14 protein-coding genes and 2 riboswitches are annotated in these 19,068 nt (G+C 59.3%); of the genes, 5 read left to right on the top strand and 9 right to left on the bottom strand.

All coding sequences use genetic code 11. From position 1 onward, the window contains the following. The first annotated feature begins 128 nt into the window (after positions 1–128). Genes ACEN9N_RS28360 through ACEN9N_RS28350 form a run of 3 tightly spaced genes read left to right on the top strand, consistent with a single transcriptional unit; the run spans position 129 to position 3,052 of the window. Complete coding sequence (locus ACEN9N_RS28360) at positions 129–1,547, top strand: mannose-1-phosphate guanylyltransferase/mannose-6-phosphate isomerase (protein WP_478179911.1); 1,419 nt, start codon at positions 129–131, stop codon at positions 1,545–1,547. Then, positions 1,544–2,347 (top strand): ABC transporter permease, encoded by an 804-nt coding sequence (locus ACEN9N_RS28355; RefSeq protein WP_478179910.1) that lies wholly within the window; start codon positions 1,544–1,546, stop codon positions 2,345–2,347. Before ACEN9N_RS28360 ends, ACEN9N_RS28355 begins: the two co-directional genes overlap by 4 nt. Before the next feature lie 3 nt (positions 2,348–2,350). After that, positions 2,351–3,052 carry an ABC transporter ATP-binding protein gene (locus tag ACEN9N_RS28350; protein WP_478179909.1) on the top strand — a complete coding sequence of 234 codons (702 nt, stop codon included), beginning with the start codon at positions 2,351–2,353 and terminating at the stop codon, positions 3,050–3,052. Between the two features lie 9 nt (positions 3,053–3,061). On the opposite strand, the gene ACEN9N_RS28345 is transcribed toward ACEN9N_RS28350, so the two are convergent. The 5 genes from ACEN9N_RS28345 to ACEN9N_RS28325 form a co-directional block, all read right to left on the bottom strand. After that, positions 3,062–5,206 carry a glycosyltransferase family 4 protein gene (locus tag ACEN9N_RS28345; RefSeq protein ID WP_495655055.1) on the bottom strand — a complete coding sequence of 715 codons (2,145 nt, stop codon included), beginning with the start codon at positions 5,204–5,206 and terminating at the stop codon, positions 3,062–3,064. Next, positions 5,199–6,152, bottom strand: coding sequence for a GDP-L-fucose synthase family protein (locus tag ACEN9N_RS28340; RefSeq protein ID WP_495656431.1), 954 nt, complete (start codon positions 6,150–6,152; stop codon positions 5,199–5,201). Before ACEN9N_RS28340 ends, ACEN9N_RS28345 begins: the two co-directional genes overlap by 8 nt. 64 nt (positions 6,153–6,216) lie before the next feature. Continuing rightward, positions 6,217–7,374 carry a glycosyltransferase gene (locus ACEN9N_RS28335; protein ID WP_495655054.1) on the bottom strand — a complete coding sequence of 386 codons (1,158 nt, stop codon included), beginning with the start codon at positions 7,372–7,374 and terminating at the stop codon, positions 6,217–6,219. Positions 7,375–7,377: 3 nt separating this feature from the next. Continuing rightward, positions 7,378–9,777, bottom strand: a complete 2,400-nt coding sequence (locus ACEN9N_RS28330) for a glycosyltransferase (protein WP_495655053.1) — start codon at positions 9,775–9,777, stop codon at positions 7,378–7,380. 115 nt (positions 9,778–9,892) lie between these two features. After that, on the bottom strand, positions 9,893–13,126 hold the full coding sequence (locus ACEN9N_RS28325) for an FkbM family methyltransferase (RefSeq protein ID WP_495656430.1): 3,234 nt from the start codon (positions 13,124–13,126) through the stop codon (positions 9,893–9,895). 263 nt (positions 13,127–13,389) lie between these two features. On the opposite strand from ACEN9N_RS28325, the gene gmd reads away from it, so the two are divergent. Next, positions 13,390–14,427 carry a GDP-mannose 4,6-dehydratase gene (gmd, locus tag ACEN9N_RS28320; RefSeq protein ID WP_478179905.1) on the top strand — a complete coding sequence of 346 codons (1,038 nt, stop codon included), beginning with the start codon at positions 13,390–13,392 and terminating at the stop codon, positions 14,425–14,427. Next, positions 14,424–15,311 carry an NAD-dependent epimerase/dehydratase family protein gene (locus ACEN9N_RS28315; protein WP_495655052.1) on the top strand — a complete coding sequence of 296 codons (888 nt, stop codon included), beginning with the start codon at positions 14,424–14,426 and terminating at the stop codon, positions 15,309–15,311. Before gmd ends, ACEN9N_RS28315 begins: the two co-directional genes overlap by 4 nt. On the opposite strand, the gene rfbC is transcribed toward ACEN9N_RS28315, so the two are convergent. Genes rfbC through rfbB form a run of 4 tightly spaced genes read right to left on the bottom strand, consistent with a single transcriptional unit; the run spans position 15,304 to position 18,723 of the window. Further along, positions 15,304–15,852: a dTDP-4-dehydrorhamnose 3,5-epimerase gene (gene rfbC, locus ACEN9N_RS28310; RefSeq protein WP_478179903.1), complete on the bottom strand. Its 549-nt coding sequence runs from the start codon at positions 15,850–15,852 to the stop codon at positions 15,304–15,306. The genes ACEN9N_RS28315 and rfbC overlap by 8 nt on opposite strands. After that, complete coding sequence (gene rfbA, locus ACEN9N_RS28305; RefSeq protein WP_495655051.1) at positions 15,849–16,745, bottom strand: glucose-1-phosphate thymidylyltransferase RfbA; 897 nt, start codon at positions 16,743–16,745, stop codon at positions 15,849–15,851. The genes rfbC and rfbA overlap by 4 nt, the downstream gene beginning before the upstream one ends. 20 nt (positions 16,746–16,765) lie before the next feature. Then, a complete protein-coding gene (gene rfbD, locus ACEN9N_RS28300) occupies positions 16,766–17,656 on the bottom strand; it encodes a dTDP-4-dehydrorhamnose reductase (RefSeq protein WP_495655050.1) in 891 nt (296 codons plus the stop codon). Continuing rightward, complete coding sequence (gene rfbB, locus ACEN9N_RS28295) at positions 17,653–18,723, bottom strand: dTDP-glucose 4,6-dehydratase (RefSeq protein WP_495655049.1); 1,071 nt, start codon at positions 18,721–18,723, stop codon at positions 17,653–17,655. The genes rfbD and rfbB overlap by 4 nt, the downstream gene beginning before the upstream one ends. 115 nt (positions 18,724–18,838) lie before the next feature. Continuing rightward, positions 18,839–18,935, top strand: a riboswitch (glycine riboswitch). Between the two features lie 7 nt (positions 18,936–18,942). After that, positions 18,943–19,048: riboswitch (glycine riboswitch) on the top strand. The last annotated feature ends 20 nt before the right edge of the window (positions 19,049–19,068 follow it).

Below are 19,068 nucleotides of genomic sequence, written 5' to 3'. Positions count from 1 at the left end.
CCGCAGGGCAGAGGATTATCTTCGTAACGCCCGGATAGGCAGCGCGGTATCGGTTGCGGCACCCTCGCACCGATGCCTGAAAGGGCTGCCCGTAAAATTGATCCGGTTTTAAAGCAAAAGGAAAAAAGATGAGGCTACTCTCAGTGGTGCTGTCGGGAGGCGCCGGTTCCAGGCTCTGGCCTGCGTCGCGCCAGGCTTTCCCCAAGCCATTCATGAAAATCGGGGACTCCACGTTGCTCCAGCAAGCCATCGAACGAGGTCAGGCTTGCGGCACTGGCGATCTGATGGTCGTGACCAACAAGGATCACTTGTTCCTGACCCGGGACGTGCTCCAGCAGATGAGCGATCCACCGGCGACGACTTTTCTGCTCGAGCCCAAGGGGCGCAACACCGGCCCGGCCATCGCGCTGGCTGCGCTGCAGTGCGCGCGCCAGTTCAGCGGTGATACGGTCATGCTGGTTCTTTCGGCAGACCATCTCGTGCCCGATGTTCATGCTTTCGTGGCCAGTGCGACCGAGGCTTTCCGCCTGGCCGAGGAAGGCAATCTCGTGGTGTTCGGCGTGAGCCCGACGAGCCCCGACACGGGTTTCGGCTACATCGAAGTCGAGCATGTCTCGCGCGAGAGCCAGGGAGTCAAGCGGTTTGTCGAGAAGCCCGACCTCGAGACAGCACAAAAGTACCTGGCCACGGGTCGCTACTACTGGAACAGCGGCATGTTCGCCTTCACGGCAGACACAATCATCGCGGCCCTCGAAAAGCATGCCCCCGACGTGATTCGGGCAGCAAGGTATGCATTGGAAACTTCCAAGACCGCAGGCGAATCCGTGAATTTCGATCTTCATGCATTCGGCCTCCAACCGGATATCAGCATCGACTATGCAGTGCTGGAACGCGCCTCCAATGTTCATGTGGTTCCCGCCAAGTTCAGCTGGAGCGACGTGGGCTCCTGGCCCGCCGTTGCCAACGCCTTGACCCCCGACGCCAGCGGCAACACGCTGCCCGACGACGTGGTGGCACTCGACACGACCGGTACGCATGTGCAGGTCGAAAGCTATGGACCGAAGGTCGTTGCTACTGTGGGCGTCCACGACCTCGTGATCGTCGATACGCCAGACGCGCTGCTCGTCCTCCACAAGGACAGTGCACAGAAGGTGAAAAAAGTCGTCGATGTACTGAAGGCCCGCAAGCACGAGACCGTGCATCTGCCGCCAGTGGTCCACCGCCCGTGGGGCACGTACGCCTCGCTCAAGGAAGAAGAAGGCTACAAGGTCAAGCGAATCACGGTCCGGCCTGGTGAAGCACTGTCGCTCCAATATCATCACCAGCGCGCCGAGCATTGGGTGGTGGTACAAGGCCAGGGCATCGTGCAGATCGGAGACGTCGAGCATCAGACCCTCCCCGGCCAATACCGCTACATTCCCCTGAAAGAGAAACACCGCCTCACCAACACCGGCGACGAAGAGCTCGTGCTCATCGAAGTGCAATGTGGTGGCTACCTGGGCGAAGACGACATCGTCCGCCTTGCGGACACTTACGGACGTACATGAGCCAAGTCCATTCCAATCTACACCGAAGCGCCTTATCTGACTGGTGGCAAGGCACCCGCCGCACCGACATCTGGTGGACCCTCGCCTGGTTCGACATTGTTCTGCGCTATCGCCGTTCGATGCTCGGCCCGATGTGGCTCACCTTGAGCATGGGCGTGATGATCGGCGGCATGGGCCCGCTGTATAGCTCGCTGTTCGGCACCGAGCTTTCCAGGTTCTTTCCGCACCTGGCGCTCGGCATCATCTTCTGGGGGTTCTTCTCCAGCATCGTTACGGACGCCTGCAATGCCTTCGTCGGGTCGTCCAACTATCTCAAGCAAGGCTACTTTCCGATCAGCCTGTTCGTCTGGCGAAGCTTGGCTCGCAACTTGATCCAGTTTGCCCATCAGATCGTGCTTTACATCCCGGTGGCGATCTGGGCCGGCATTTCGCTGTCCTGGTCTGTGCTTCTTGTCCTGCCAGCCTTTGCCATCCTGATCGTCAATGCGCACGCCCTCGGCCTCCTGCTAGGACTGATTTGCACGCGCTATCGCGACGTCACGCAGATCGTCACCAGCGTGATGCAGATGCTGATGTTTCTGACGCCCGTCTTCTGGCTGCCCGAGAGCCTTCCCGGACGCGCCAAGTACGTATTGTGGAACCCGTTCGCGCAAATGCTGGACCTTCTGCGCACCCCTCTGATGGGCGGCGTTGCACACATCCACAGCTGGATCGGCATCCTGGTCTGGACGGCGATGTGTCTGACGCTGGCCATTCTTCTGTTCTCGAAGTACCGCCGCCGCGTCGTCTACTGGCTCTGATCCATGGCATTCATTTCACTCAAAAACGTCGCAGTCAACTTCCCGATCTACGGCGCTGGCGCCAACTCCCTCAAGAAGACGCTTGCAGCCTCCGTGACTGGCGGACGCTTCGGCAAGGAAACCGGTGTGACCGTGGTTCAAGCGCTCAGTGGCGTCAACCTCGAACTCAAGAGCGGTGACCGGCTAGGTCTGGTGGGTCACAACGGCGCGGGCAAGTCGACCTTGCTGCGCACGCTGGCCGGCGTCTACGAACCGTCGTCGGGCGAGTTTGAGCGCCAAGGCTCGATTGCCAGCCTGATCGACCCGTCGCTTGGCATCGAGATGGACGCAACGGGCATTGAGAACATCATGCTGCGCGGACTCGTCATGGGGATGAGCAAGAAAGAGATCGACAACCTGACGCTCGACATCTGCGAGTTCAGCGGCTTGGGCGAATACGTAAACATGCCTGTGCGCACTTACTCTACCGGCATGATGATGCGCTTGGCATTCTCGATTTCCACAAGCGTCGAGGCCGACATTCTCCTTATGGACGAATGGCTATCGGTTGGAGACGCGGAGTTCACGGAAAAGGCCGAGAAACGGATGCGGGATGTGGTCTCGAAGTCCGGCATCTTGGTGCTTGCTTCGCATTCGCCCGAACTCATTGCCAAGGAATGCAACCGCGTGATCCACATGGAGCACGGACGAATCGTCGAGAAATAACCGCTCGATTCAAGTCGTCGTTGCCCGCAAGGCCCTGATCTCGTCAAGGCGGCATGCGATGCGATGCCCCGCGGCCTCCAGTGACAAATTGGCTTGCGCACTCAGTTTGCCGCGTTCCCCAATCTGCCGAGCCCACTCCTGATCCTCGAACAAACGTCGCATGTACAGCGCCGCGTGCTCAACGGAGGGCTCGGCCCATTCAAGATCGGCGTCGTAGGGGGGAATCGGACTCCCCAGCTTCACGCGCTCATAGGGCACCAACAAGCTGTTGTCCTCGCTCATGAAATCCATGTTGCCTGAAAAGGCCGTGGCGATCACGGGTTTCCCCATCAGCATTGCTTCGGCCATTGTCAAACCGAGCCCTTCGCTGCGATGCAAAGAAACGTAAACATCGCAAGCGTCCATGAGAGAAAGCACCTCGTCAGGACTGAAAATGTCGTCAATGATGGTGACGTTGGCGCCGCGGGCAGCATCTCGCAACTCCTTCATTTGCTCGGGATGGCGATCGCCAAATGAGCTTTTCAGGACCAGTCGCACAGGCTCGTCGGGAGTAAAGGCCTGTTTGAACGCACGTATTAGCCCCTTCGGGTTCTTACGCTCCATCACACTCATCATGTGATACGTAAAAAGGAAGGTGAAGTCCGTACCGCTCAACCCGAAGTGGCGTTTGCCGCGCTTCTTGTAAGGCGCCAGCTTGACCCCCGGAAACAGAGTACGAACCGGTACATGTAGTCGTTCGCGCAGCCCACGTGCTACGAACTCGGTCGCAGTCCAAACTTCATCTACTTGCTCGGCGTGAGCCAACCAGGATTCAGGAATGGAGTCGAACTCCCAGTACCAATAGCCGACGCGGTAGGTGCGCGGACTTCGGGGGCACAAGTGAGCGCGCTCATAAGCCGTCTTGAAGAAAGGCTCGGGCTGTGTGTGTATGACCGTAACGTCGTGGTATTCCATACCACCGAACTCAGCATGGCGGGGCTCATCCTTGACGTCCGTGCACAGGTCGCGCAGTGAAGTGGACACACCGGCGGAGTTCACAGCCTGGACCATCGATTCGGCCGAAACGCGCAAACCCGACGCGTAGCAAAAGTGCCCAATCATGTTGATGCCTGGCTGCGCAATTTCGCGGGCTACGCTAGACACATCGAGGCACGCACACCATTTGCGGGCGGTCTCTGGCAAGCCCGCCGCGGGCGATGCCAACCACGTCAGAAATACGCCGGCACTCTCTTCATGCAGCAGCGCATTTGGGTGAGCTGCACGCCATTCGTCCCGCGCCCAATAAGCACTTCGAATTTGCAGTGCGGGCGCCTCCCACGCAGGCCAATTCACCGGGTCGATCCAGCCACCCGAGGCGCCGTATTCCGACGCGAACCAGGCACAAAATGCCTCTCGACCGAAGATGGTCAGCCCATCGGGATGCGAACGTTGCCATGCCGGGCTGAAATCGTAGGCCAGCATCAGCTCGCGCGCCGGGTTGCGCTCTGCCTGCAGAAAAAGCCACCAGAGCTCCTCGAGACGCAATCCCGACTCCTCCGCCCCATGCCGAATGAACCATCGAAACAGCTTCCGTTGACCAACCGGAGTCAGGCCATGCGGCATCGCGGCAGACAGTGCGATGTTTGCAAGGAATGCTTGGCGAGCAGGGTCGGCCAAGCCGACGTCCAACGCGTCGAGCAGCAATGACAAGGCCGACTCGTTCAGGCCCGCCTCCGAGGCGCCCTCGCCTTGCAGCCACTCCGCGAACTCCCCATGCCGACCACTTTCAAGAGCCTGCGGGAAACGCCCGCGCAGATCACTGCGCTTACGCCACAAATCGATGAGGAAGCGCGCGGCCGACTGGCGATCGGCTATGTCTGCGGTGGCCACAGGTGGCCACAGGACCTTGTCTCGTGGCAAGCCGGCCACCTCGCAGACCATTTCATCGTCAAACAGATCAAATGGAACCGACATAGCCACCGGTATTCCGCGCCTGCGCAACTCGCCCTGCTCGCGTTCGGCACCGATCATCAGCTCGAACTCGGTGGTGCGCGCCGCGACCTCTGAGCGCTGACGCAAGAAAGCCAACCGTCTACGCGTCCACCACGGCGTTGCAAGCCACCACGCACCTTTGGCGAGGCGCCTCGCGTAACGCTTCAGCGGGTGTTCAGCCATGGCGCCCGAGAAAGTCCTGATACGCATTCTGGAGGCCGGTAACGAGGGGCGTTCGGGCCTCCCATCCGAGGGCCGAAAGCCGCCCTACATCCAGCAGCTTGCGCGGCGTTCCATCGGGCTTGGTCGCGTCGAGCTTGAGCTCGCCTTCATAGCCGACGGCCTGCTTCACGAGCTCCGCCACCTCGCGAATGGTCACGTCCTCGCCCACGCCAATGTTGATCAAAGGCGTGACGTCGGGATGCGTGAGCTCTGCGAACCGCTCATCGGGAAGACCGAGAAGGAACAGGATTGCCTCGCCCAAGTCGGAGGAATACATGAACTCCCGGCGAGGAGTGCCGGATCCCCAAACGACCACCTCGGGATCGCCCTTTACCTTGGCCTCGTGAAACCGGCGAATTAGCGCAGGCAGCACATGAGAGTGCTGCGGATGGTAGTTGTCTCCCGGGCCGTACATGTTCGTCGGCATAGCGGCAAGATAACGCGTGCCGTACTGTCGATTGAAAGCCCAGCAAGACTCCACGCCGGCGATCTTAGCGAGCGCGTACGGGCGATTGGTAGCTTCCAACGGACCGGTCAGCAAGTACTCTTCCCTGATCGGCTGCGGGCAATCTCGCGGATAGATGCATGAGGACCCCAGGAAGAGCATTCGATCCACACCCGCCTCGTGAGCGGAATCGAAGACGTTCAACTGGATGCGCAGGTTGTTGTGAAGGAAGTCGACGGGAAAATTGGAGTTCGCAAGGATCCCGCCAACCTTGGCAGCACTCATGACCACGTAGTCAGGGCGATGCTGCAGGAAAAATGCACGCGTCGCGTCTCGATCTTCAAGATCAAGCTCTGTGCGGGTTCGCGTTAGCACCTCGTAAGCCCCCGGTTGCTTCTCGAGCGCCGCGAGCGTGGCCGAACCTACCAGACCGCGATGACCGGCAATAAAAATCTTCTTCATTTGCAACGTGGCTCCCTTGTTTAGTTGCGCAGCGAATGCGACGAAAAACTGTGCGGTATCACTCTCAGCGCCCAATGATATGACGAACGAATCTGACCATGGGATGCCATATGAACCTCGTCGTCCTGAAGATCGCGTGGCTCTGGGCAAGGCGACGCAAGCTGGCCGCTGACGGGGCGCCAGGATCGTTCGCCTGGTTTGCCGCGGCAGTCTTCCCGGGACCTGCCTGCAGAGGAGTGCCCACGAACGCATGCTGGTACTTGCCTGCGTAAAGCGTCTCGCTGGGCGTCAAGATGAAGCTCACGAGTTCCGCTTCCGCGCTCTCCCACAGGGCACGGCCCGCCAATGCGCCCTCTCGCGCCTCGGCGCCGAGCTTGTTCACATGGGAAAAATCGAGCGGCTGCGGATTCTGGTGGTCGTACAGCAATCCATTGACACCCGGAACAATGTACTCGTTCATCGTTCCCTGATTGGGCGCCACCACACACTGGCCGCGAGACATTGCTTCGAGAAAAGACTGACCGATTCCTTCCTCCAGCCGTGGAGCGAAGAAAACATTGGCGCGCGCCATCAACTCGTTCAGGTCTGCTTTGTTCTCGAACCATGCGGAAGTGGTGATTCGATGCCGAGCAATATCCTCCGCGGATGGCAGTTCGGCAGGCGGGCTGCCTGGATCGGTCGCCAGATGAATATGAAAACTATCGAATCTCGTGTTTTCTATAAGCTTGCGAATCACGCGCCAAGGCAACTGCAATTCGCGGCGCAGCCAAAAGAATCCGTGAAGGCCTTGCTGCGACGGTGCAGGCATCGCTTCAATTGGCTGATAGAAACGTGCGAAGTGGCTGACGATGCCAAAGCCCGTTGTCATGCAATGCACCGCGTTCGAGAAATTCAGAACCTTGGATCCTTGGAATGGCTCCCAGAATGCCGACAGATTGAAGACCGGCCCCTGCCATACTCCAAATTGATCAAGCATCGGTATATAGACAACGTTCGGATGCGAACGCCGAAAATACTGCTCCTCCGGCCGGCAGTACGACTGAAACATGATGACGACATCGTAGGGTTGCACGTCCGCCCATGCGACCGGCATCCCCCCCTGCCATGCATCGTCCCAAAAGAAATCGACACTGTGCCCGTGACGCTCCAGAATCTCAGGCAAAAACGCAGTTGACTTGGTTGTCCGGTGAAACGAATGGTCCAGATAGGCAATTCTTGCCACGACTCACCTCTTTCGCAGTGACCAAAACAGGCGTTGGGCAACCAAGTACACACGCGGAAATGGCGACAGTATTTTCTTTGCCAACTCTTTGACAAGCCATCTGCCGGATGGGACCTTTGCATCGACAACTGGAGGCTTCGTCGATTCGCCATCGGCGGGGTGCTGAAGCTTCTCGATCGATGCCCAGCCAAGCGCTGAGAGGAAATCGGGATTTGCTGCGTGCCGAGCATGCACATCGCGCAAAAATTCCGTTCGCCGGAGAGGCGCGGCCTCCAGACGCGCGGCGCCGGCAAACAGGAAAAAGCAGTGATACAGCCCCGTGATGTCGGAAGGCGACAGAAATGAAAAGCGCTCGCCGACCACTCGCATGCACTCGATGCTGTGCTGACGCACGTCACCAGATGTGCCGCCGAGCGAATAATTGACCGTCAATTCGCGCGTGTAAACGAAGGTCACCTCCGCCTCCAGGCACGTCATGATCCATTTGAAGTCCGCGACAATCTTGTAGGACTCGTCATAGGGACCGGAGTTCTCATACGCGGCCCGCGTGGCATAGATGCCGTTATGGCAATCATTCGCGCACATGAAGTAGCTACCGGGATGAACAAACGCTGGATACCACTCTTGGACCACCGTGTCCGCCTGCACGACGTTCGCGGCGGTCAGCAGAATGGCGGCCCCTTCGCAATCGCCCATCCGATGAACAGCGATCTCGGCAGCATCTGGCGTTAGCCAATCGTCCGAATTGAGGATGCAGATCAGTTGGCCCCTCGCCAGAGGTATCGCCTTGTTGACGGCCTGATACAGGCCCTTGTCCGGCTCGGAAGCGTAGTAGTCGATTCTGTCGGCATACTGGCGGATCAAGTCCAGGGTGCCGTCGGTGGAGGCACCGTCAAGCACCACGTGCTCCACATTGGGATAAGTCTGGCGTTGCACACTCTCGATAGTGCGCGCCAACGTGGCAGCGTTGTTGCGCACCACGGTGATGTACGTCACAAGCGGCAACGATGCCGTACCCGTCTTGTAGTGGCCGCGCGTACGCAATCCGCCCTCTTCCGATCGAGCCCCTTGAGCAGGAATTGCATCGGCCCAACGGGGCCAGCCTTCGCTGCCGGCCACCTTCAAAGGCGCAGTATCATGCCGCGCGAAATGTGGGCCATGGCTGCCGTTCTGATAGTCGAGAAAGTTGGCTTCGACAATGCCGTCTGGGCGGGCGTACCTCGTGGCCGTCGCGCCGGGAGCCAGCGGCCGCTGTCGACGGTTCGTCGGGCGCTCTGCATGACGTGCATAGGCCGTGGAAAGTGTCGTGATGACAATTTCTGCGCAGCGCTCCCAGCTGAAGAGCCGAGCTCTCTGCATGCCTGCGCGCGCTAGTTCCGTCCGGAACTCCTGGGACACGAAAATCTTCTGCACTGCATCGGCCACGCCTTGTATGTCGTCTGCGTCCAACAGCAACCCTGCTTGACCGACAACCTCTGGCAGCGACGAGTTATCGGCGCAGATCACCGGCGTGCCACACGCCATTGCTTCCAAAGGGGGAAGGCCAAAACCTTCGTAGCGGGACAAATAGACAAAACACAACGCCTCGCTATAGAGCGCAGACAAATCAGCGTCTTCGACAAAACCGGTCAGAATGATTCGATGGCGCCAACGGTCAGCCGTCGCCAGCGCGTGCTGCAATTGCTCCAACTTCCAGCCGGACATACCGGCGAGCACGAGGTGGATCGGACTCGATGTGTTCTGCTCCATGTGCAGAACGAACGCATTGACAACCTGGTCAAGGTTCTTGCGTATCTCCAGAGTCGCCAAGCTAAGGATGAATGGAACTTGAGGCGGAACTCCATACTTCGCACGCACTCCAGCCTTCGCCCTCGAGTCTGAGCAAGGCCTGAAGGACGCCCCTGCAGCCAGGGGAATGACCGTGATCTGCCGCGGATTGAGGTCTGGCCTGCAAGTCAACAGGTCCTTTTTCGTGAACTCCGAAATGGCAAAGATGACGGTGTGTTCGTCCAGGCTGTCAACAATACTTCGCACCTCCGCCGCTGCCTCGAGCGAGAAGAAATCGGGGCGATTTATGGCGATCAAATCGTAAACAATATGAGCCTGCAGCAGGCGCGAGTCCAGCAACCAGTCCCTAGGTGCCACGCCGAATGGGGACAACAGAATGTCAGCGTCCTGTGAGGGCGCTTCGCCTGCCACATGTCGCGGGGCAGGCACGCGCTCGTCCAGCACACGCGCCGCTGCACTCCCCTCACTTCCTGGCCTGTAGAAAAGCCGCGTATTGAACTTGGGCGATCGTGCGATCAACGGAAATAACTCATCGCAGACCCGAAATACTCCAGTTTCGACTCGTTGCGTCAATACATACATATCCAGCGCCAAGCGCGGATGCAGCTCATTCATTGTCAGATCACAAGTTTGTTTGAAAAAAGCGGTACTGCGAAGCGCCTACATCAGCGTCGCAAGAAATCCCATGCATTTACTCAGGATCGACTCCTCTGCCAGCCGCCACGCTCGCTCACTGGAATCCGGACGCTCGGTTTCGGAGTGCTCTGATTTCCGCCAGCCGTTGTGCGACCTTGGGGGCAGCAGCCTCCACACAGAGAGTTTCTTCCGCACTGGCCTTAGCTCTTGCGCCAACTTCGCGAGCCCATTCGGGTTCGTCGACGAGCCGGCGCATCAGCGCCGCAGCGTGCTCCGCCGAAGGCTCGGCCCATACCAGATCGGCATCGTAAGGGGGCAACTGGCGCCCCACCTTCACGAGTTCGAAGGGCACCAGTAAGCTGTTTGATTCGTTCATGAAATCAGTATTGCCGGAATAGTTGGTAGCGATGACTGGCTTCCCCATCAGCATCGCCTCAGCCATCGTGAGGCCCAAGCCCTCACTGCGATGAAGCGACACGTAAGCATCGCAAACATCCGTAAGCGACAAGATCTCGTCGGCGTCGTACACCTCGTCGATGATCTGTACATTGGCGCCAACTGCCGCCTCGCGCAATAGATCCATTTGGGCGGGATGATGGTGACCGAACATCGTCTTCACCACCAGGGAAACCGGCTCATCCACCCGAAACGCCAGCTTGAAGGCACGAATAAGGCCAAGGGGATTTTTGCGCTCCATCACGCTGTTCATGTGGAAGTTGAACAGGAAGGTGAAGGTGTCTTCCCGGATCCCAAAATATGAGCGGTCACGAGGGGTGTAGTTGCCGAGTCGTACGCCAGGGAACAAAGTCCTGACAGGTATCGACAGCCGTTCGCGCAGCCCCTTTGCGATGAACTCGGTAGCGGTCCAAACCTCATCGACGTTTGCCGAACGGTCAATCCAGCTTTCAGGCACGGAGTCAAACTCCCAGTACCAATAGGCGATCCGGTACGTTCGAGGAGAACGCTCCTGCAGATCACTGCGCGCGTACGCATTTTCGAAGAACGGTTCAGGCTGGGTATGAATGATGGTGATGTCGAAATCCTCTAACCCCTGAAAACGAAAATGGTTCGGCTCGTCCTTGATATCCGTCCTCAAATCTCGCAGCGAAGTTTGAATACCAAGGTCATTCATACCCGCAACCAGTGCTTCGGCCGACACCCGAACGCCCGAGGGACAGCAGAAATGGCCAATCAAATTGACTCCTTCGGAGACCAATTCTTCAGAGACCTTCTGCACATCCAGCGCGGCACACCATGCCCGGGCTTCTTCGTCCAGCGAGGCCTCTTCCGATTGCAGCCAAGTGATCAACGCCGCCGCAGCGGCGGCGCTCTGCAAAGCACCTGGATGGCGCTTCCGCCAGTCATCGCTCGCATGATAAAACTCACGTAGTTGGCGCGCTGCAGAAATGCTCACAGGCCAATTGACCGGAGCCAACCAGTGGTCGGGGGCCACTTGATAATTTGCAGCGAACCATTTGGAGAATGCCACGCGCCCGAATACGGTCAATCCGCCCGGATGAACTCTTTGCCATTCCGGGGTGAACAGGAACGCCCGCACCAACTCCAAGGCGGGGTTCTCTGCGGCTTGCATCAGCAGCCAGAGAATTTCCTCAGCCCGCAGACCGAGTTCGCGCCGTCCTTCGTCCATGAGCCATCGGTACAACGCCGCCTGACCGCGCGGCGTCAAACCGTGTGGAATGTTCACCCTGACGTCCGCGCGAAACAAGAACATTTGCCGGGCGGATGCCGAAATATCCTCGCTCAGGAGGTTCCGCAACGCCTGTTTTGCAACTTCGGAAAGGCCCAGTTGGCTGCCGTACTCATCAATGAGCCAGTGTGCAAAGCCACTACCCGAAGGATCGGAGAGCGCGAGGGGGAACTGCGTGCGCACATCGCCGCGCTTGCGCAATGTATCGATGCAGAATCTCGCCGCCGACCATTTATCGACAACGGCGTGGGGGGCCTGCGTCGGCCATAGCACCTGATCGGATGAGAGCCCACTCGCATCCACCAAGGCTTGGTCGTTAGCCAGATCGAGCGTCACGGGGAGATTGGATTCACTGACGCAATTGCCATGCGGCATCATGGCGCGCCGATCGCGAAGAAATCTCAGGCGTGCCGGCAAGCGCCACGGCGTAACGGCCCACCACCCGGCCTTTGCCGCGCGACGCGAGTAGCGCCAGAACGACCCGGGAATTGCGGAGGCAATCTTGCGCAATGGGGCAGTGATGCGCCAGGAGCTCGATGCCAAAACTTCGCGGTATTGAGTGGCCAAGCCTTCGGCTCGTAGATTCGCCTGCGAGACCAGCACATCGCGCGCATCGATCTCCCGCCGCAACCCATCGACTTGCGCTCGCATTTGCCGACCCCAAGCTCTTGCGTCAATGGCACTCGCCTCTGTCAGTTCGATACGTTGTCGCGACTCGATCAGCGCCTTTTCGGCGTAAGAGCGACGTATACGCTCCTCGATCAGTTCGTTCTCAGTCAATCCGGCGCGCCGCCGCCATTCGGCCAACTCACCTTCCGTGTGCGCCGTACGCCGTTGCCATTCGGCCAACTCACCTTCCGCGTGCGCCGTACGCCGTTGCCATTCAGCCAATTCACCTTCCGCGTGCGTCGTACGCCGTTGCAGATCGATCAATTGCGCCGGAACGAAATCATCGAAGATGTTCGGCGGATACTTGAACGCGTCCGACAACTCGCGGTGTTCATCCGCAACATAGAAGCGATTCAGGCCGTCTGAATAGACGTGCTCGTAGCCGGCCTTCAAGAGCGCGCCCTCCCACTCGCCATGACTCTCGGTTCGCGAATTGGGAAGTGTTGCTTCCACAACGACGATCCACGGTCGATTCGCGACCCAGTCGTTGCCGGCCAGAACTGCCGTCTCGAACCCTTCCACATCGACCTTGAGAAAATGGACCGTTTGACCATGGGCCACATGCTCTTTCCATAGCTTGGCGAGCGTGGTTAGTTCTACCTGGGCGCGATTCAATGCGTGACCGGCTGCGACATGCCTCGCCGCTATTTGATCGTCCGCAGTGGACAAGCCCGTTGCTCCAACGAAATTCATCGTGAGCATCCCAACGCTATCGCCCACGGCAGTGCAGAGATTGATATCGAGAGGGCGGCGCTCCAACAAGTGCGCATAGTAAAACGGATGCGGCTCGATATTGATGCCCCTCCACCCCCGCTCACTGAACGCGCGCGTAACGGAATCCAGATCTGCCGACTGCGCTCCCACATCTATGTAGAACCCATGCTCGATGTGGCCAAGCGCACGCCACAACATGACGTCTTCGAAATTCTGGGCGTAGGAGACAAATGGCATGGTCAAGTCGGAACTGCGGGCGTCGGAAGGATTGAACCATCGCCGCTCCCAAAAAAGCTCTCGTGCTGCAAAGACGCAGATAGGGCGCGATCAGCCCACAAAACAGAACGAAGGTCGCTGATTCATTTTATAGGGCGGGAGAGTCTCCTCCTCGGCGACATTCAGACACACATTCGTTTTCGGGCAAAATTGACGGTTTACGCAAGGCGAGGATCCGGAGCAGTCCCCCGCTACGTCGTCGATCAGATCTAGAAGGAGTTTCAATGAAAAAGCGTGCAGTAGTAACGGGCATCACAGGCCAGGACGGTGCCTACCTTGCGGAGCTGCTGCTCAGCAAAGGCTATGTCGTCTACGGAACCTACCGCCGGACCAGTTCAGTCAATTTCTGGCGCATCGAAGAACTCGGCATCCAAGACAATCCGGATCTACATCTGATCGAGTACGACCTGACCGATCTTGGCAGCTCCCTGACGCTCATCAAAGAAGCACAGCCCGATGAGGTCTACAACCTAGCTGCCCAGAGTTTTGTCGGCGTGAGCTTCAACCAGCCTGAAGCGACGGCCCAGATCACCGCCATGGGCGCCCTGCATCTGCTCGAAGCGATTCGCCTCACCAACACGAAGATCCGCTTCTACCAAGCATCCACCTCAGAGATGTTCGGCAAGGTGCAAGCCATTCCCCAGATCGAGAGCACGCCGTTCTATCCGCGCAGCCCCTACGGCGTCGCAAAGCTGTTTGCGCACTGGATGACGATCAACTACCAGGAAAGTTACGGCATCTTCGGCTGCAGCGGCATCCTCTTCAATCATGAAAGCCCGCTGCGCGGCCGCGAATTCGTGACGCGCAAGATCACCGATAGCGTCGCGAAGATCAAGCTCGGCAAGCTCGACGTACTGGAACTCGGGAACCTCGATGCCAAGCGCGACTGGGGCTATGCGAAGGAGTATGTTGAGGGCATGTGGCGCATGCTGCAGGCCGACGAACCCGACAGCTATGTGCTTGCCACCAATCGTACGGAAACGGTGCGAGATTTCGTCTTGATGGCATTCAAGGCTGCAGGCATTGGCATTGAGTTCAAGGGCGCAGGCGAAACAGAGTCCGCGATCGACACGGCCAATGGCAAAACGGTGATGCGCATCAACCCGAAGTTCTATCGCCCCGCCGAAGTCGAACTGTTGATCGGCAATCCCGCCAAGGCCAAGGCCAAGCTTGGCTGGGAACCCACCACCACGCTGGAAGGGCTCTGCCAGATGATGGTGGAGGCCGACATTCGACGCAACAAGCAGGGCTTTTCATTTTGAGGATTCTGCTCACCGGCGCCAAAGGGTTTACCGGCCGATTGTTCGCCGAGCGCGCTGTTTCAGCGGGCCACACAATCCACGAACTTCAGGCCGACCTCACCGACTATGAGGCGCTTCGCAAGGAAATACGGGAGGTCGCGCCGGAAGCTGTCGTGCACCTGGCCGCAATCAGTTTTGCGGGGCACGCCAACGATGCGGCGTTTTACGCCGTCAATGTAGTTGGGACTACAAACCTTTTGGACGCGCTGGTGGCGCTTCCAGTTCGACCGAAGCGCGTTCTCTTGGCCAGTAGCGCCAACATCTACGGAAACACGACCAACTCACCCATCGACGAGTTACAGCCGCCGGCACCTGTCAACCACTACGGCATGAGCAAGCTTGCGATGGAATACATGGCAAGAACATACAGCGACCGGTTGAATTTGGTGATCACGCGTCCGTTCAACTACACAGGGCCGGGACAAGACGTCAATTTCCTCATCCCCAAGCTAGCGATGCACTTCGCCCATCGCGCGCCCTCGATTGCGCTTGGCAACCTTGATGTGGAACGCGAGTTCAATGATGTACAGACGGTTTGCGATGCGTACTTACTGCTGCTCGCGCATGGCACAGCTGGCGAGGCCTACAACATCTGTTCGGGCAGGCCCTACGCGTTACGCCTAGTCATCGATGTACTTTCACGGATGACCTCGCACAGTCCCCGCATCGAAGTCAGCCCCGCTTTCGTCAGAGCAAACGAAGTGCACCGACTGTGCGGCGATCCGGCCAAACTCCATGCCTTGCTGGCGGAGCACGACGTCGCGCTAGGAGCGCCGACGCTTGAAGAAACGCTGGCGCGGATGCTTCTCGCAGCCAAGCAAGACAGTAATCACCAGATCAAGTAAAGATCTGGGCGTGGACAAAGTCCGAGCCTGCCTTGTCCTTTTCCGACAACTGAGGCTCACCCCCTGTAGCGGGCCATGCAATCCCCAGATCCGCGTCGTTCCACTTGATTGCTCGCTCATATGCGGGCGCGTAGTAGTCGGTTGTCTTGTAGACAAACTCCGCGATGTCGCTCAGTACGAGAAAACCATGAGCGAAGCCTGCGGGCACCCACAACTGTTTGTGATTCGACTCGCTTAACTCGACACCAACCCATTTTCCGAATGTCGGCGATGTCTTGCGTATGTCCACAGCCACATCGAACACTGCGCCGCGCACGACGCGGACCAGTTTCCCCTGCGGTTGTTGCACCTGATAGTGCAATCCTCGCAACACTCCTTTCACCGAGCGCGAGTGATTGTCCTGAACGAAATCGACGTGCTTGCCAAGCGTCGCATCGAACGCATTCTGGTTGAAGCTCTCGAAGAAAAACCCCCGAGCGTCCCCGAACACCTTGGGCTCGATTACCAGCACATCAGGAATCGCCGTAGGTGTCGCCTTCACGAGCGAATCTCCTCACTCAGAAGGTGCTTCAGATACTTTCCGTAGCCGCTCTTCTCCAGCGGCGCGGCCAGCTTCTCGAGCTGCTCCGTCGAAATGAACCGGTTGCGCCACGCAATCTCCTCCGGACAAGCAATCTTCAGCCCCTGGCGATGCTCCAGAGTCGCAATGAATTGCCCAGCTTCCAGCAGGCTGTCGTGCGTACCGGTATCAAGCCACGCATAACCGCGCTGCATGATCTGAACGTTCAACTGATCGAGATCGAGGTAAGCCTGGTTGACGGCCGTGATCTCCAGTTCGCCGCGCGCACTGGGCTCCACGGCCTTGGCAATGTCTACGACCTTGTTGTCATAGAAGTAGAGCCCCGTCACCGCATAGCTGCTCTTGGGCTTTAGCGGCTTTTCCTCGATGCTGCTGGCCTTGCCTTTGCCATCGAAGGCCACCACGCCATAACGCTCGGGGTCTTGCACGTGATACGCGAATACGGTGGCACCCGACGTCTTCGCATCGGCGTCGGCCAGCAGATGCACAAGGTCGTGCCCATAAAAGATGTTGTCGCCGAGCACCAGCGCGCTGGACGAATTGCCCAGGAACTTATCCCCGATGATGAACGCCTGCGCCAATCCGTCAGGACTGGCCTGCACCGCATACTGCAGATTGATCCCCCACTGGCTCCCATCCCCCAGCAACTGCTGGAACCGCGGCGTGTCCTGCGGCGTGCTGATGATCAGGATGTCGCGCATACCGCCGAGCATCAGCGTGCTCAGGGGGTAGTAGATCATCGGCTTGTCGTACACCGGCAGGAGCTGCTTGCTCATGGCCAATGTGGCCGGATGCAGGCGAGTGCCCGAACCACCGGCCAGGATGATGCCTTTGCGTTGCGTCGTCTTGGTCATGTACTTTTTCTCGTGAAGATTCAAAGGATTTCGCGCAGCATGCGCGCGACGCCTTCCTGCCAGGGCGGCAGGCGCAGGCCGAAAGTGGTCTGCAGCTTGGAGGTGTCGAGCCGGGAGTTGTGCGGGCGCTTCGCCGGAGTCGGGAAAGCGCTGGTGGGCACCGCCTCGACAGCCTGCGGGCCGGCCTTGAGTTCGACGCCGGCTTGCTGCGCCAGTTCGAGCACGAAACGCGCGTAGCCGTGCCACGTCGTCTCGCCACCGGCAATCGCGTGATAGAGACCCGCCTTCGCCGGATCCTGCAGCGTGGCTCGAATGGCATGCGCCGTCACGTCGGCCAACAACTCGGCCCCGGTCGGCGCACCGAACTGGTCGTCGATGACGGTCAGCTTCTCGCGTTCCTTCGCCAGCCGCAGCATGGTCTTGGCGAAGTTGCCGCCGCGCGCCGCGTACACCCAGCTCGTGCGAAAGATCAGATGGTTTGGGCAGTTCTGCGCCACCAGTTGCTCGCCTTCGAGCTTGGTCTGTCCGTACACGCTGAGCGGGCCGGTCGCGTCGCCTTCTTTCCAGGGCCTGGTGCCGCTGCCGTCGAAGACGTAGTCGGTCGAGTAGTGCACCATCAACGCCCCGATCTGCTGCGCGGCCTCGGCCACCACGCCGGGCGAGGTGGCGTTGAGCTTGCGTGCGAAATCGGGCTCGCTCTCAGCCTTGTCGACCGCCGTGTGCGCCGCGGCATTGACGATCACGTCGGGGCGAACCTTCAACACCGTCTCGGCCAGTTGCTCGGGGCGGCTGAAGTCAGCGTTGAAATCGGTGCTGTCGAAATCGAGCGCGACCAGCTCACCCAGCGGCGCAAGGCTGCGCTGCAGTTCCCAGCCGACCTGCCCGCCCTTGCCAAGCAGCAGCAACTTCATGCCGCAGCCTTCGCGTCGTATTGCTTTTCGACCCACTCGCGGTAGGCGCCGCTTTGCACGTTGTGCACCCATTCGCTGTTCGCGAGATACCACTCGACGGTCTTGCGGATGCCGGTGTCGAAGGTTTCGGCGGGCTTCCAGCCGAGTTCGCGTTCCAGCTTGCGCGCGTCGATGGCGTAGCGGCGGTCATGGCCCGGGCGGTCGGTGACGTAGGTGATCTGCTCCTTGTACGGCTTGCCGTCCGCGCGCGGGCGCAGCTCGTCGAGCAGCGCACACACGGTGTTGACGATCTCGATGTTGGGCTTCTCGTTCCAGCCGCCGACGTTGTAGGTCTCGCCCAGCTTGCCGGCCTCGAGCACGCGGCGGATGGCGCTGCAGTGATCCTTCACGTAGAGCCAGTCGCGCACCTGCATGCCGTCGCCGTATACGGGCAGGCTCTTGCCGGCCAGCGCGTTGACGATCATCAGCGGGATCAGCTTCTCGGGAAAATGGAACGGGCCGTAGTTGTTCGAGCAGTTGGTGGTGACCACCGGCAGGCCGTAGGTGTGGTGCCAGGCGCGCACGAGGTGATCGCTGGCGGCCTTGCTGGCCGAATACGGGCTGTTGGGCTCGTACTTGTTTTCTTCGGTGAAGGCCGGATCGGTCTTGGAGAGCGAGCCGTAGACCTCGTCGGTTGATACGTGCAGAAAGCGGAAGGCGGCTTTCTGCTCGGCCGGCAGTGCGCTCCAGAAGCCGCGTACGGATTCGAGCAGGCGGAAGGTGCCGAGGACGTTGGTCTGCACGAAGTCTTCAGGGCCGTGGATGGAACGGTCCACATGCGATTCGGCCGCAAAGTTCACCACGGCGCGAGGCTTGTGTTCGGCCAGCAGGCGGTCGAGCAGCGCGCTGTCGCCGATGTCGCCCTGCACGAAGATGTGCCTCGGGTTGTCCTTGAGCGATGCGAGCGTCTCGAGATTGCCTGCGTAGGTCAGCTTGTCGAGGTTCACGACCGGCTCGTCGCTGTTGGCGATCCAGTCGAGTACGAAATTGGCGCCGATGAAGCCGGCGCCGCCGGTTACCAGGATCATGGGGTCCCCTGTTGTTGTGGAACGATCGCCCTGCGGCAAATCAACCAATGATTATCCCATTGGGCCGAAACGCAGAACCCGCGAGATTGGCAGTCGCGCAAGCCCCGCCTACAATCCCCCCACTGCAGGAGAGCGGGCCACCCAGGTGGCCCTACCGAAGGCGCAAACTCCCATAAACGCTCAGGTCGGCCCGAACAAGGGGTCTGTACTGCACCAACTGAAACGCCGTCTGGAGAGCCGCCACGCCATGTGGCGCACCGAAGGAGCAAACCCACTGCGGGCGCAGCGGGTGAATCTCTCAGGTACCAAGGACAGGGGGAGCGGCAACTTGGACGGCGGTCGTCC

It is taken from the genome of Variovorax sp. Varisp46, assembly GCF_059491885.1.
The sequence above is the reverse complement of the archived record's forward strand: the minus strand, read 5'-3'. Positions and strand labels throughout refer to the sequence as shown.